We start from the raw sequence: 14,569 nt of genomic DNA, 5'->3' as shown, positions 1-14,569 counted from the left end.
CGCCGAGGCCGCAACTCGCCTGTGTGGCAATGATTGTCGGCTCGCAAGTAGCACCGGCAGCGGCGCCCCTCGAACAGATCGCGCGAATCTCGCACTCCGATCGGCGATTCCGGGTTTTCGATCTCGTCTGGCGCGACCCCGGAAGCCGGACCACCGTGAGTACGTCAACCCCGCGGGGAATCATCAGGGACGCATACACATTCAAATATCATCCGATCTTGATAGACCGAATCCACTGCGTACCAGCAACATTCGTGATATCCCCACCATCGGGAATGCAGGAGGGACTACGGCGACCCGCGCCATCGGGTTTACTTGCAGGACTCAACCCTCGCTGCAATGGAGCGTCCACGTGGGGTCAGATTCGTCGCAGGCAAACCGACACGGTGGCATCGTCCCGCCGGGTTTTATCGGCCTCGAACCAGGTGCTAACGAATACCTTGTTGTGGCAGTTGATTTCGACCTCACCAGCCGTGGTGAGGCGGGGTTCCGTGACCTCGCGATGCTGCTGCCCGAGCCGGTGACGGTCTGGCTGACCGCCCAGCCGCCCGCGAGCGTCGCCGATACGGCGTCGGGTGCGGCCTACACCGCGTGGTGGTGGAATCGGCTTGCCGCATCCGGTGCGCAGATCGACGCGGTACTCGGGTATTGCGCGGGCAGTGTGTTCGCCTGCGCCCTCGCCGATGAGGTGGCACGTCGGCAAGGCCGCCGACCCGCCACCGTCGTCTTCAATCCCGGTCGCCCCACCAGGGATTCGGTGTTCCGCGATATGCGCACCACCCTGACTTCGCTGTCTTCGCTGTCGGCCGCCGAACGCAACGACCTCATCGGCACGGCGAGCGCCCTGCTCGAGGAGTGGCCGCGTGATATTCCCGGCATCCTGGATCGACTCCTGGCGCTCTATCGCGACGCCGCCAGCGACGCCTTCGGACGAGTCGGTATCGCACCGGACGTCGGTGCCGAGCTGATCGATGTATTCGCCTCCTACACAGCGTATTTGAGGGCGGCGTCATCCATTGCGCCGCACCCTCGGTGGTCGTCGGCGACCGCCGTGATCTCTATGGAAGACGACGGGGAACCAGGCTTCACCGCGCAACGCATCCCCACCGCGATCGGCCGCCGCGACCTGTTGCGCACACCTCAGGTCGCCCGCCTGGTCATGAACGCGATGCAACCGGAAGGTAGGAGATGACATGGCGACCGGCACCTCCACTGTCACAGAGCTGTTCCGCGAACAGGTACACCGGATCGGCGATGCCACGGCCGTCGTGCATCCACGCGGGCGGCTGAGCTACCGCCAGCTCGACGACATCTCCACACGACAGGCCCGAGCATTGCACCGCCACGGCGTGCGCCGCGGCGACCTCGTCGCGGTGTACCTCGACAACTCGGTCGATCTCGTCATCGCGCTGCTCTCGATCGTCAAGAGCGGGGCGGGTTATCTGCCGTTGGCCGTGACCGATCCACCGCCGCGGACCGAGGCACTGCTGCGGGCGGCCGAACCGAAACTCGTGCTGGTCGAACAGAACTGGCCACAGTGGATGTCCGGACTCGCTCCCATCGTCCCGTTGGGTGTGCAGACCCACGACGACTCCCCCGGCAACGCGCCACTCGGCCCGGCGCCACACGATGCCGCCTACGTCATCCACACGTCCGGTTCCACCGGCCGACCCAAGGGCGTCGTCATCGAACACGGTGCCCTCGCAACATATCTGCGTTGGGCCGTGACGTGGTATCCGGGCTTGGCCGGGTTGGTGCGCGTGCACTCCTCGCCAGCGTTCGACATGTCGGTGACGAGTCTGTTCGGCCCGCTGGTCGCGGGTGGAACGCTCGATATCGCGGCCCTCGACGACCCCGGCGAGAACCACGATGCGCCGACCTTTCTCAAGGTGACTCCCGCGCATCTGCCGCTGCTGCGATCCACCTTTCCGCACTGCGCACCCACCTCGGACCTCATAGTGGGCGGCGAAGCGCTCACCGGTGCGATGCTCGTCGACTGGCGGCGCGAGCATCCGGCGGCCGCCGTCATCAACGAGTACGGGCCCACCGAGGCGACGGTCGGCTGCTGTGTCCACCGGGTGGGGCCGGGCGATGCACTCGCACCCGGGCCCGTCGCCATCGGCCTGGCCACCCCGGGCACCCGGCTGTACCTGCTCGACTCGCGACTCCTTCCCGTCGACGAGGGTGAGTTGTACATCGCCGGGTCCCAACTCGCGCGCGGCTACCTGCACAGCCCCGGGCTCACGGCCGCCGCCTTCGTCGCCGACCCGCTCGGGCCGCCCGGCACTCGGATGTACCGCAGCGGCGACCGCGTCCGCCGCCGAGACGATGACCTGCTCGAATTCGCGGGCCGGGTGGACGACCAGCTGTCCATCAACGGATTCCGGGTCGAGCCGGGCGAAATCGCCGACATGCTCACCCGGGCCGCCGATGTGGATCGAGCCGCGGTGGTCGCTCGCGATGACGGATCCGCGGGCACCGGGCTCATCGCGTACGCCACACCGGCACCCGGCGCCACCCCGACCGCAGGTGCGCTGCGGCAGTACCTGGCCGACCGGCTTCCGGGACACCTGGTGCCGACGACCATCGTGCTGCTCGAAGCTTTCCCACTGACCCCGAACGGCAAGCTCGACTACGCCGCACTGCCGGAACCCACGGAAAGTGCTGGGCAGCAGGCGGATTCGTCCGCAGCGCCGCAGACACCCACGGAACAGCTCGTCTGTGAGCTCATGGCCGAACTGCTCGAACTCGAAGAGGTCGGCGTCGACGACGACTTCTTCGCCCTCGGCGGAACCAGTCTGGCCGCGGCGCGCCTGGTGACCCGGGCGCGCCGCAGCGGCGTGGATTTCACCCTCACCGACGTGCTGAGCCACCGCACGGTGCGCAGGTTGCTCGATCCCCACTTTCCGGCCCGGCACTGAGGAGACGATATGGCACCGACGCTGCCCGCCGAACTCCCCCACCTCGGCCCCGTCGCGGGCGTGCTCGAAACCAATGGGATCACCTCCGCGGCGGTCTATCCGCTCCCGGACGACCTCGTCGACATCCCCGGATGGGCACGGCAGCACCGCGCGGAAATCCGGGCCGTACTGGCCCGGTTCGGGGTGGTGCTACTGCGCAACATAGCCGTCGAACTCGACCTCTTCGGACGAATCGTCGCCGCCGTCGGCGGCGAGCCGCTGTCCTACCGCGACCGGTCCACGCCCCGCTCGCGGGTCGACGGAAACATCTACACCTCCACGGAATACCCGGCAGACCAACGGATTCCACTGCACAACGAGAATTCATATGCCGATGTCTGGCCCACGTTGCTGTTCTTCTTCTGCGCCGTACCCGCCCAACACGGCGGATCGACGCCGGTCGCCGACAGTCGCGCGGTGTTCGACCGAATCGACGCCGACATCCGCACGCGATTCGCCGACGGCATTGTCTACACCAGGACCTACCGTGACGATTTGGGGCTGGGTTGGCAGGAGGCGTTCCAGACCGATTCGCGGTCCGAAGTCGAGGACTATTGCGCCCGGCACGGCCAACAATGCGAGTGGGACGGCCGGGTCCTGCGAACCCGCTTCCACCGACCGAGTTGGCGTACCGAGCCCTCTTCCGGCAGCACGGTGTGGTTCAACCAAGCCCACTTGTTCCATGTGTCGGCGCTGGACGAGGAGATCCGCGAGGCACTGCTGCTGAGCTACCCCGAGAGCGATCTCCCCCGCAACGCGTATCACGGCGACGGCAGTCCGGTGGCCGCGGATGATCTCGGGCGCATCGACGAGGTCTACCGGGAATGTGCCCTCACGATCCCGTGGCGGCGCGGCGATCTGATGCTGGTCGACAATATGGTGGCGGCGCACGGCCGCATGCCCTACCGCGGCGCGCGCCGCGTACTGGTGGCCATGACATGAGCGGCAACAGCACCGAACAGGGCGTGGCCGTCTATGCGGCGTCATTCGGCCAGCGTCGGCTGTGGTACGCAGAGCGCCTGGAGCCGATGAGCCCGATCGCCAACGTGCCCTTGGCAATACGCTTGCGCGGCCCCTTCGATCCCGCGGCATGGCAGCGAGCGGTCGATCTAGTGGTGCAGCGGCACGATACGCTGCGTACCTGTCTCGCTGATCGCGGCGGGGCACCGGAGCAGGTGGTCCTCGACACCTGCCGGGTGCGCGTCGAAATCGAAGAAATCCCCGAGTCGGACGCCTCGGATTTCCTCGACCGCATCGCGACCACCCCCTTCGATCCGACCGTCGCGCCGCTGCTGCGCATCGCCCTCGCCCACTTCGCCGACACGGATCACCTGCTGGCGATCACCATGCACCATGCCGTCACCGACGGCTGGTCGTACGGCGTGCTGCTGCGCGAACTTTCCGAAAGCTACGCCGCAATTCGCGCGGGCGCGATCCCGGATCCGCCGGAATTGGCAGTGCAGTACGGCGATTACGCCGAGTGGCAGCAGGATGCCGTCGCGGCGGGCCGATGGGACGATCAGGCCGACTTCTGGCGCGCCGAACTCGCGGATATGCCGCTGGTACTGGATTTGCCGACCGACCGGCCACGGCCAGCGGTGCGATCATCGGCGGGCGAAGCAATTCCGTTCACGGTGTCCGCGCCGACCGCCGCGGGCATTCGGGAGGCGGCGCGCCGACTCGGCGGCACCGTACATATGGCGCTGATGGCCGCGTTCCAGGCGCTGCTCGCCGACGTCGCCGGTCAGGACCGGTTCGTAGTCGGCACGGCGGTGTCCGGCCGCAGCCCCGCGGCGGTGGAGAATCTGATCGGGTTCTTCGTCAACACCGTTCCCGTCAAGGCGGATTGTTCGGGCACGCCAACCTTCCCGGAGTTGTTCGGCCGGGTTCGGGAGCAGTTGCTTCGGGCCTACGCCCACCAGGACCTACCGCTGGACCACATCGTGGACGCCGTGCGCCCGCCGCGGGATCCGGCACGCACTCCGCTGTTCCAGGCCATCCTCACCTACGGCCCGCATCCGATCGCCGAACTGCGCCTGCCCGATATCGAGCTGGAGTACGTCTGCGTCGCCCCCTCCGGCGGCTGCCATTCCGACCTCGATCTCATCGTCTACGACGATGGAAAGCGATTGCAGGGCTATCTGATTCGACCCGTCGCCCTCATCGACCACGAACGTGCTTCCGAATGGTTGGCGGGACTATCGGGACTGCTCGAGGACATCGCTGCCGGGGTGGAGCGCGCACTCTGCACGCACGCCCGTCCAACGCCGACGATCCCCGCCCGAGTAGCCGCTCCCGCTGCTGCGGCGGCCGCCGACGGTCCGCGAACCGACCTGCAGCGGTTTGTCGCCGAAATCTGGACGCAATTGCTCGGGCTGGACTACGTCGGCGTGCACGACGACCTGTTCACCTGCGGCGGCGACTCGCTACAGGCCATTCGGCTGCTGAGCCGGATCGAAACCAGGACCGGACGCAGTATCGGGCTGGCCGATTTCCTTCGCACACCGACCGTCGCCGGACTCGCCTCGCTGCTGACCACGAATCCGGCTGCGGCCGAATCGGATTCAGTGCCATTGGGCCCATCCGGACGCATTCCCGCGCGCGTGTCATACGGTCAGCACCGCCTCTGGTTCATGCAGCGACTCGAGCCCGACAGCACCACCTACACCGTGCCGGTGTCCGCCAGAGTTCGGGGTGCATTGGATCTCGCGGCGCTGCAACGGGCAGTCGAGGTGATCGTGGCAAGGCACGATGTCCTCCGGACGCGCTTCGCCGACACCGGCAGCATCCCCGAACAGATCGTAGAAGGTGACTTCCGGATATCGATCCAGGTCGAAGATGTAGCCGAGGCTGCCGCAGCGGATTTCGTCGACGGAATCACCGGCACCCCATTCGACCTGACGACGCTCCCATTGCTCCGCATCGCCGTCGCGAGATTCGACGCCGCCGATCATCTGCTGGCCATCGCGATACACCATGCCATTACCGATGGCTGGTCCATCGACCTCCTGTTGCGCGAATTGTCGCTGTGCTACAACGCCTTCCTGGCCGGGACCACGCCCGTGCTGCCGGACATTCCGATTCGCTACGGCGATTACGCGGAATGGCAGCGCGCCATGGTCGAGGCCCGACAGTGGGATGACCAGTCGTCGTTCTGGCGCACCGAACTCGCCGACTGGCCGCTGACCCTGGAGCTGCCGACCGATCGGCCGCGACCAGCCATACGGACCGCACAGGGGCAATCCCTGCATTTCATGGTCCCCGCAGACACCACGGCCGGGATCCGCGCGGCTGCCCGCCGGCACGGCGGCACCGTGCACATGGTGCTGATGGCCGCGTTCCAGGCAGTGCTCGCCGAATTCGGCGGACAGGATCGATTCGTCGTCGGCACCGCGGTGTCGGGACGTGGCCCCGCCGCGGTCGACAATGTCGTCGGATTCTTCGTCAACACCATTCCGGTCAAGGCGGACTGCTCGGGCGCACCCGACCGACCGGAGCTTTTCGACCGGGTTCGGCGCAACCTGTTGCGCGCCTATGCGAATCAGGACCTTCCCCTGGAACACATCGTCGACGCCGTGCGCCCGCCCCGCGACCTCGGCCGCACTCCGCTCTTTCAGACCGTCCTGACCTTCGCAACCGACCCGTGCGCCGAATTGCGCCTCGGCGCAACGCAGATCCAAGGACGTCCGGTGCTGCAGAACGCCGCCCGCACCGATCTCACGGTGGAAATCCACGACACCACACCGGCTCTGGATGGCGTGGTGGAGTTCAGCACCGACCTGTTCGACTCGGTGACCGTCGCCTCGTTCATCGACCGCCTGCTGCAGGAGCTCGCCCAGTGGAACCGCTGACCGATATGACCCACCCCGGCATCACCGCATACATCACTCGAATGTGGTGCACGATCCTCGATGTCGACGCGGTCGGCCCGGACGACAGCTTCTTCGACCTGGGCGGGACTTCCTTCCAGCTGCTCATGGTGAAGGACCGCCTCGACACCGAGTTGGGCATCACCACCGAGCTGACCAGCTTCTTCCGCCATCCCACGGTGGCGGAGCTGGCCGACTACCTCTACGGGAAGACACGATGACGGTGGACGACGCAATCGCAGTGGTGGGTATGGCGGGCCGCTTCCCCGGCGCCTCCGATGTGGCCGAGTTCTGGCGGAACCTGGTGGCGGGCAAAGAGTCTCTGGTCCGCACAACGCACGGCACACCAGGTTCACCGGGTTCGGACGCCTACGGCGTGCTGGCCGATATCGACCTGTTCGACGCCGAGTTCTTCAAGTTCGCACCGGCCGAGGCCGAACTCCTCGATCCACAGCACCGGCTGTTCCTCGAATGCGCATGGCATGCCTTGGAACACGCTGGCTGCCCGCCGGACCGCTACGGTCCGCAGACCGGGGTCTTCGCCTCCGCCAGCCCGAGCACATATCTGCTCCGGACCCTGCTCACTCGATTCCAGCATGCGAATCCGACCGAGCAGCATCGCATCCTGCTGGCCACCGACAAGGACTACCTCGCGACCCGTACCTCCTACAAGCTCGACCTACAGGGCCCGAGCATCGGCGTGCAGACGGCATGCTCGTCGTCACTGGTCGCGGTGCACCTCGCGGCCCGCGCACTGGCCGCGGGCGACTGCGGGGTCGCGGTGGTGGGCGGCGCCACGGTATTCCTGCCGCAAGTGACTCTGCAGGAGCATGTGGACGGTGCCATCATCTCCGCCGATGGGCACTGTCGCCCGTTCGACGCCGCCGCCACCGGCGCGGTCGGCGGCAATGGGGTGGCCGCGGTGGTGTTGCGCCGCGTCGCCGACGCCGTCCGCGACGGCAATCCGATTCGTGCGGTGATCCTCGGTTCCGCGGTCGAGAACGACGGGCGGCGCAAGGTCGGCTACGCCGCGCCCGGCTGGGAAGGCCAAGTGCGGACCGTGTCCCGCGCGCTCGAGCGCGCGGGTATCGCGAGTACCGATATCGGATACGTGGAAGCCCACGGCACCGGCACGCCGATCGGCGATCCGCTGGAGGTGTCGGCGCTGGCCGAAGCGTTCGGGCGGCACCGCGACGGTGTGGCGGAACCCGGCGACTGTCTGCTCGGTTCGGTCAAGTCGAATATCGGACATCTGGACGCCGCCGCGGGCGTGACCGGTCTCATCAAGGCGGTGCTCGCACTCGAACACGGAATCATTCCGGGCACAGTGCATTTCCGAGAGCCGAACCCGAACTTCGAATGGGATCGTTCCCCGTTCGCCGTCAACGCATCGGTGGTGCAGTGGCCGCAATCCCGAGCGGACCGCCGCTGCGGTGTGAGCAGTCTCGGTATCGGCGGCACCAATGCCCATGTCGTGCTGGGGGGTTGGGCCGAAGCCGCGCCCGCGCCCGCCACCCGTTCGTCTCACGTGGTGACGTTCTCGGCGCACTCCGCTGCCGCCCTGGCAGCCCGGACCCGGGACCTGCGCACCTATCTCGAGACCAACCCCGACGTCGATCCGGCCGATATCGCCCGCACCACTCAACTGGGCCGCAGTGCGCTGCCGCACCGTCGTTTCGCGATCGCGAGCAGCGGCTCCGAGCTGATAGCGGCGCTCGCCGACACAGCGGCAGTCGGCACAACCGCGGCGTCGAAGGCAAAGGTGGCGTTCCTCTTTCCCGGCCACGGCGGACAGTACCCCGAGGTAGGTGCCCGGCTGCGGCCCGACTTCGCGGTCTTCCGTGATGCGCACCGGGAATGCCTCGAGCTGCTGAACGCCGCCTCCGACCGATCACTCGAGACATTGCTGTCCGAACCAGCTCGCGCGCACGACACTCTGGTCGCCCAACCCGCGCTGTTCGCGGTCGAATACGCGCTGGCCCGCACCTGGCTGCACCTCGGTGTGCAGCCGACGAGCATGATCGGCCACAGCCTCGGCGAATATGTGGCAGCGGTGATCGCGGACGTGCTGACCGTCGAGGACGCGGCGCGGCTGGTGGTGGCCCGTGCGGAGCTGATGCAGCAACTCGAGCCGGGGGCAATGCTCGCGGCCGCGATCAGCGAGGAGGATGCCGCTCGGTTCATTGCCGCCGGGGCGGATCTCGCGGCCGTCAATGCCGCAAAGTCATGTGTGCTTTCGGGCCCGGTCGAGGTCGTCGACGCGGTCGCCGAGGACCTGACCGGCGCGGGCATCCCGTTCCGACGCCTGGCAGTGACGCGGGCCTTCCACAGCCGGATGACCGATACCTGCCTCGATGGCCTGCGTGCGCGGTTGGCCCAGGTGACCTTGCACCCGCCGAAGATTCCGTTCGCCTCCAATGTCACCGGCACCTGGATCACCGACGAGCAGGCGACGAGTCCGGACTACTGGGTCGAACAAACGCGCCGCACCGTGCGATTCGCCGAAGGTTTAGCCACCGTATTCGCCGCGGGTCCGAACGTGGTGGTCGAATTGGGGCCCGGCCGCGCACTGAGCAGACTGGCACAGCGCGATCCAGCGCGGCCGGAAGGCCTGCAGGTGCTCGCGGCTCTGCCCGCGCCCGACGACGCGGAGTCCGAATCCGAGTGCCTGTCAAGGGCGTTGGCGGCGGCATGGACCACGGGCGCTCCGGTCGACTGGTCGGCGCTGTGGGAGTACGACCGGTCGCGGACCCCGGTCGACCTGCCTGCCTACCCGTTCCAGCGCACTCGCCATTGGCCCGCCGACGCACCCCCGGATCCCGGTACCGCACCGGCTGCTGTTGCCACGCAGCCAGAGCTGAGCTCGGAACAGTCCCGCTCGGAATCCGAGGAACTGCTCGCGGCGGTCCGCGCCACCTACACGGACACGATCGGACGTCCGCTCGACGACACCGCCAACTTCTTCGACGCGGGCGGAGATTCGCTGGTGGCAGTGCAGGCGGTGCTTGCGTTGCGCGCCGCGCTGGGCCGGGAGCTGTCGTTGCGCGAATTCGTCGACAATCCCAGCATCGAGCGACTGACAGCCCTGCTGGCCAACCGTACAACCGCCGTCCCCACATCCCGAACAGCCGAGACGACATCACTCCCCGGTGCTGCCGACCTGTCGATCCAGACCTGTCCGGCGACACCCACTGTTTCCGTATGTGACAGTGCCGCAGCCGCATCCGGCCCGCGGTCGGGCCCGCAGTTCAGCGTGTTCTTCTTCTCCGCCGATTCCGTCGAAGGTGACCGTTACGGGCTGATTCTCGATTGCGCGCAGCGCGCCGACGAACTCGGCTATACCGCGATCTGGACGCCGGAACGCCACTTCCACCAATTCGGCGACCTGTTTCCCAACCCTTCGGTGCTTGCCGCGGGAATTGCGTCCCGTACCAGCAGGATTCACCTGCGTGCGGGCAGTGTCGTTGCGCCGCTGCATCATCCGGCACGAATCGCCGAGGAATGGGCGATCGTGGACAATCTCTCGGGCGGCCGGGTCGGACTCGGATTCGCACCGGGATTCGTGCCACTGGACTTCGTCTTCAGCCAGGCCTCCTATGAGCGCAAGCAGCAGATCATGCTGGACCGCATCGAGAAGGTGCGCAAGCTGTGGCGCGGCGAATCGATCGAGGACGTCAACGGTTCAGGTGAGCGGGTGCGTCTGCGCACCTTCCCCCGGCCGGTCCAGCCCGAACTACCGGTGTGGCTCACCGCGGCCACCAATCCGGTGACCTTCGCCGCGGCGGGGCGGTCGGGCTACAACGTGCTCACCGCGCTGATCAACCTGGACGTGACCGAACTGGACGAGCGGATCGTCGCCTATCGCGCCGGACGCGCCGAGAGCGGCCTCGACCCGGCCGCGGGCACTGTTTCCGTCATGGTGCACGCCTACCTGGGCGCGGGTAGCGACGACGAGGTACGGGCGGTGGTGGAGCGGCCGTTCCGCGAATACCTCTGGGCGAATTCCGAAATCATCAAGTCCGCGGCCAGGGCGGTGCTCGGCGAGCTCGACCTGGATCAGCTCACGGCCGCCGACCGGGAAACCCTGATGGACTTCGCCTTCGCGCGATACTGGGGATCGAGCGCGCTGCTCGGCGGTGCGGATACCTTCCGGTCCCGGGCACAGCGACTGGCGGATATGGGTGTCGACGAGATCGCCTGTCTGGTGGACTTCGGCCTCGATCGCGGCACCGTCGTCGCCAGCTTGGAACGCATCGCCGAAACGATGGCGCTGCGGGTCGTGCCCCGGGTATGACGACGCGTCCGCACGCGCGCGCATGGCCGGGCCACGTGCGGATCTTTCTCGGTGGTCAGGCGGTGTCGCTGCTGGGCGACGGTCTCGCACTCTTGGTGGTGCCGCTATTGGCCCTCGAACTGAGCAGCAACCCAGTGGTTTCCGGAATATCGGCGGCCACGGTCACCATCGGCTACCTCTGCGTCGGCGTGCCCGCCGGGGTCGTCGTCGACCGGTTCGGCCCGTGGCGGGTGCTCATCACCATGGACGCGCTGCGAGCCGGCCTGTTCGCCGCGCTGTACGTGCTGGCGGCAACCGATCTCCTGACGGTGCCGCTACTGCTCGGGCTGGGTCTGCTGGCTGGTGCGAGCCATGTGTTCTTCGAGACCGCGGTGACGGTGACGGTGACGGAGCTGTGCGCCGATCGCGATCTGCTCCGGGCCAACTCGGTGCTCGAAGTGAGCAGCCAGCTCGCCCTGGTACTGGGGCCGGTCACCGTCGGCGCGCTGGCCGCCACGGTCGGTCTGGATACCGCATTGCTCGTCGACGCCGTTACCTTCCTGGTGTCGCTGGCAAGCCTGCTCGCCGTGTGGTCGCACCGGTCTGCGGCGCCGCCGGTGGTTTCCCCGCTGCGCATCACTGACATCTGGCGGGAATTCCGGGACGGATTGCGGTATCTGCTGTCGATCCGAATTCTCGTGATGTTGACCGCCCTACAGATGGTGGTGAATTTCGGTCTGGCCGTGGAGAAGATGCTGTTCTTCTACGCCAAGGACACCCTCGGACTGACCACCTCGCTGGTGAGTGTGGTGGTGGGCGCAGGTGGCGTTGGCGGGCTGGTCGGCGCGCTGACAGCACCATGGCTCGGATATCGGCTCGGACATCTGCGGGTGTTCGCCGGTGGCGTGGTTTTCGCCGGAATCGCCACGGCGGCAATGAGTCTGGCGCACACGTGGGCTGTGCTGGCGGCGGCGAACGCAATCTACCTCTGGGCATTGGTCACCGCGAGCCTGGTGAATCGCACCCAGCGGCAACTGATGGTGCGTGGCGATATGCTCGGGCGGGTAACCAGCACCGTGAAACTGCTGTTCCTGGCGGTGGATCCGATAGGCGTATTCGTCGCGGGGAGTCTCACGCTCGCGCTCGACGGCGATCCTCGGTTCGTATTCCTCGGCGCGGGAACGCTTGTGACGGGTGCGGCGATCGTGGCGTGGTATGCCGGACTGCGAGGCTATCGCCGCGCGGCGATGAGCAATCTGCGGTAGTCGCGCAACGTCGGCGTCATGGTCCGTGCCTCCGAAACCAACACCTGCGCGGCCTCGACCCCCAGCTCCGCGACCAGATCCGGCTCGGCGCCGATGATCCGGTCGTATACCGCGGTCTGCCGCTCGTACCAGCCCGCGGGTTCCCGACAGGTGAGTACCTCCCATCCCGCCGCCGCCAACAACGTCGCATACGAGAGATAGCTCGGCTCCCATGTCGACAACACCCAGCGCGCGCCCGGCTCGAGCAGCCGCGCCACTTCCCGCATGGCCGCGGCCTTGTCGAGCACCATCCACAGCGAATCAATGCTCACCGCGCCCTGGAACGAGCCCGCAGGCAGCCCGGTATCAAGGAAATCCCCCACGACGAAGGTCGCCGACCCACCGGGATACAGTGTCGGAGCCCGCTTTTGCGCCGCGGCGACGGCTTCCGGGAGCAGATCCACCCCGACCAGATCGACCTCGGCGTGCCGGGCGATCCACAGGCCAGGACCACCGCGTCCACACCCCACGTCGACAATGCGATCGCCCGGACCGACATCCAGCCAGCGCCGCAACGACCCCAGTTCTCCGGCGGAGCTGAAGCCCAGCGGTTCCAGCCCGTCCGGGAGGTCCGCGCCATAGCATTCCTGCCAGATCGCGGTGAGTGTCGGGCTCCAGTCCCCCGCGGCGTACACCGGCCGGTACCGGGCCTCGTCCGCCAATGGCGCCGCCTCGGCCGCAGGGTCCGGCTGCGATCCCGCGAAATCCCTTGTCACAGTGCGGCCTTGGTCAACGGAGCCTCGAGATCGGCGGCCGTACGGACGCGGGTGGTGCACGTCTCGGACAGCGGCACATAGTCGTCGGTCGAGTAACTGCCCGAGCCGTGCACGACCACCTCCACACCCGCGGGCACCAAACCGCGTTCGATGGCATTCATTACGCCGGTCAGCGCCATGACCAGCGACCACTCCCGCAGCGCTGCGGCATCGGCGGGCAGCGCGATGTCCACCGCGGCCAAGCGTGCCCGCAGCTCGTCGTAGCGGGCCAGGCATTCCCGCCGCGACACCACAATGCCGTCGCCACCGTGCCGTTCGATGATTGCGTTCATGGTCGGTGATGTGGCCGGTTGGCGCGTGTAGAAGGTGCTGTCCAAATCCTCGGTGGGACTATCGGTGACCGCCGGGAAGTGCGGATCATCCTGCTGTGCAAACACTTTCACGGATTCGTCACGAACGTAGCGCGGTGGGATCTCGCCACCCGACCGCGCTCGCAGCAGGCTCGTCACCATATCGGACGTACGCAAATGTTGGACGAGCAGGAATTGCGGATGGTCCGGATCCGGCTCGGGATGGCGCACCCGCCTGCCGAGGTGGTACCCGAGCAGCCCGAATGCACTCGATACGGCATGTGCGTGCAATCGCCCCTGCGGCGCCGGTCCCGACACGTCCGCTTCGAAGAAGGCCCGCGCGGTATCGGCGACGATGTAATTGGCCAAATCCATTGTGTACCAAAGCTGTACTCCCCGATCCTGCTCGAAGGAGTCCGCGGCCGCGCGCACGAACTCGGCGGCCAACGCCTTGACCCCGTCCGTCCGCTCACCGTCGTAGAGCAGAATCGGGTTGCGCCGCAACAACTCCGAGTCCTCGGACAACTCGGAAGCCCACAGCTTGGGCAGCGACTCCGCGGGCGCGACCACGGCAATGCTCAACTGCTCTGCCGACACCAGACCGAGTCGGATCGCCCGCAGCACGGCATCGCGCAATGCGGTGCCCTTGTTCGCCGATGTCGGCGTCACGATCATTACCCGCTCGCAGGTTCGCTGGATATGCGCCACCGCCCTGGCCACGATGAGCACCGAGGCGAACGTTTTCGTGGTCCGGGTGGACGCGGTGCAGCGCAAGTCCAGCAGCCGCAGCTCCCGGCCCGCGTGCGAACCCAGTCCGACCATCCGCATCCGCGCGGTCCCCAGCAACTGCGCCAGCGGCTCGGTCAGTTCGGGAAGCTCCGGATCCATGGCCAAACCCGGCGTCTTCGAAGTTCCGTTCTCGGACCGGTAGAGCCGGGCCGCGGTGCGCAGGTCCGCGTAATAGCGGACCAGCACACTGTCGCCGTCGATATCCACCGGAAGTGCGGTCTGTGCGATCACCATCGGTTCTCCAATGCGGGCGACAACGCTGTAATGCAGCCTCCCGGAAAGGATATCGACGCAAATCGCCGCTGTGC

At 67.2% G+C, this 14,569-nt stretch carries 9 protein-coding genes; 7 read left to right on the top strand and 2 right to left on the bottom strand.

The window, feature by feature from the left end; translation table 11 throughout:
• Nucleotides 1-445 precede the first annotated feature (445 nt).
• From ABZW16_RS07500 to ABZW16_RS07470, 7 genes are read left to right on the top strand one after another with little or no spacing between them, the layout of a single operon-like run.
• Nucleotides 446-1,192 carry a hypothetical protein gene (locus tag ABZW16_RS07500; protein WP_354953256.1) on the top strand — a complete coding sequence of 249 codons (747 nt, stop codon included), beginning with the start codon at nucleotides 446-448 and terminating at the stop codon, nucleotides 1,190-1,192.
• A 1-nt stretch (nucleotide 1,193) separates the two neighbouring features.
• On the top strand, nucleotides 1,194-2,921 hold the full coding sequence (locus ABZW16_RS07495; RefSeq protein WP_354953254.1) for a non-ribosomal peptide synthetase: 1,728 nt from the start codon (nucleotides 1,194-1,196) through the stop codon (nucleotides 2,919-2,921).
• Nucleotides 2,922-2,930: 9 nt separating this feature from the next.
• The gene (locus tag ABZW16_RS07490) at nucleotides 2,931-3,902 is read left to right on the top strand and encodes a TauD/TfdA family dioxygenase (protein ID WP_354953252.1); all 972 of its coding nucleotides are present in this window, start codon (nucleotides 2,931-2,933) and stop codon (nucleotides 3,900-3,902) included.
• Nucleotides 3,899-6,811 carry a condensation domain-containing protein gene (locus ABZW16_RS07485; RefSeq protein ID WP_354953250.1) on the top strand — a complete coding sequence of 971 codons (2,913 nt, stop codon included), beginning with the start codon at nucleotides 3,899-3,901 and terminating at the stop codon, nucleotides 6,809-6,811. Before ABZW16_RS07490 ends, ABZW16_RS07485 begins: the two co-directional genes overlap by 4 nt.
• Nucleotides 6,799-7,050 (top strand): phosphopantetheine-binding protein, encoded by a 252-nt coding sequence (locus ABZW16_RS07480; RefSeq protein WP_354953248.1) that lies wholly within the window; start codon nucleotides 6,799-6,801, stop codon nucleotides 7,048-7,050. Before ABZW16_RS07485 ends, ABZW16_RS07480 begins: the two co-directional genes overlap by 13 nt.
• The gene (locus ABZW16_RS07475; protein WP_354953246.1) at nucleotides 7,047-11,123 is read left to right on the top strand and encodes a MupA/Atu3671 family FMN-dependent luciferase-like monooxygenase; all 4,077 of its coding nucleotides are present in this window, start codon (nucleotides 7,047-7,049) and stop codon (nucleotides 11,121-11,123) included. Before ABZW16_RS07480 ends, ABZW16_RS07475 begins: the two co-directional genes overlap by 4 nt.
• Entirely contained in the window at nucleotides 11,120-12,367 is a 1,248-nt protein-coding gene (locus ABZW16_RS07470) for an MFS transporter (protein WP_354953244.1), read from the top strand. The genes ABZW16_RS07475 and ABZW16_RS07470 overlap by 4 nt, the downstream gene beginning before the upstream one ends.
• Here ABZW16_RS07470 and ABZW16_RS07465 read toward each other — a convergent pair.
• Nucleotides 12,334-13,122, bottom strand: a complete 789-nt coding sequence (locus ABZW16_RS07465) for a class I SAM-dependent methyltransferase (RefSeq protein ID WP_354953242.1) — start codon at nucleotides 13,120-13,122, stop codon at nucleotides 12,334-12,336. The two genes, ABZW16_RS07470 and ABZW16_RS07465, sit on opposite strands and share 34 nt — an antisense overlap.
• Nucleotides 13,119-14,495, bottom strand: a complete 1,377-nt coding sequence (locus ABZW16_RS07460) for a DUF6002 family protein (protein WP_354953240.1) — start codon at nucleotides 14,493-14,495, stop codon at nucleotides 13,119-13,121. Before ABZW16_RS07460 ends, ABZW16_RS07465 begins: the two co-directional genes overlap by 4 nt.
• Nucleotides 14,496-14,569: the final 74 nt, after the last annotated feature.

It is taken from the genome of Nocardia sp. NPDC004604 (assembly GCF_040609795.1).
Lineage (GTDB): Bacteria > Actinomycetota > Actinomycetes > Mycobacteriales > Mycobacteriaceae > Nocardia.
Note: the sequence above shows the minus strand (reverse complement) of the source record. Positions and strands in the feature narration are given on the sequence as shown.

Bases quoted from the DNA above. Each gene is read 5' to 3' on its own strand.
- ABZW16_RS07495 (WP_354953254.1), top strand. From the start codon at position 1,194: ATGGCGACCGGCACCTCCACTGTCACAGAGCTGTTCCGCGAACAGGTA.
- ABZW16_RS07490 (WP_354953252.1), top strand. From the start codon at position 2,931: ATGGCACCGACGCTGCCCGCCGAACTCCCCCACCTCGGCCCCGTCGCG.
- ABZW16_RS07485 (WP_354953250.1), top strand. From the start codon at position 3,899: ATGAGCGGCAACAGCACCGAACAGGGCGTGGCCGTCTATGCGGCGTCA.
- ABZW16_RS07475 (WP_354953246.1), top strand. From the start codon at position 7,047: ATGACGGTGGACGACGCAATCGCAGTGGTGGGTATGGCGGGCCGCTTC.
- ABZW16_RS07470 (WP_354953244.1), top strand. From the start codon at position 11,120: ATGACGACGCGTCCGCACGCGCGCGCATGGCCGGGCCACGTGCGGATC.
- ABZW16_RS07460 (WP_354953240.1), bottom strand. From the start codon at position 14,495: ATGGTGATCGCACAGACCGCACTTCCGGTGGATATCGACGGCGACAGT.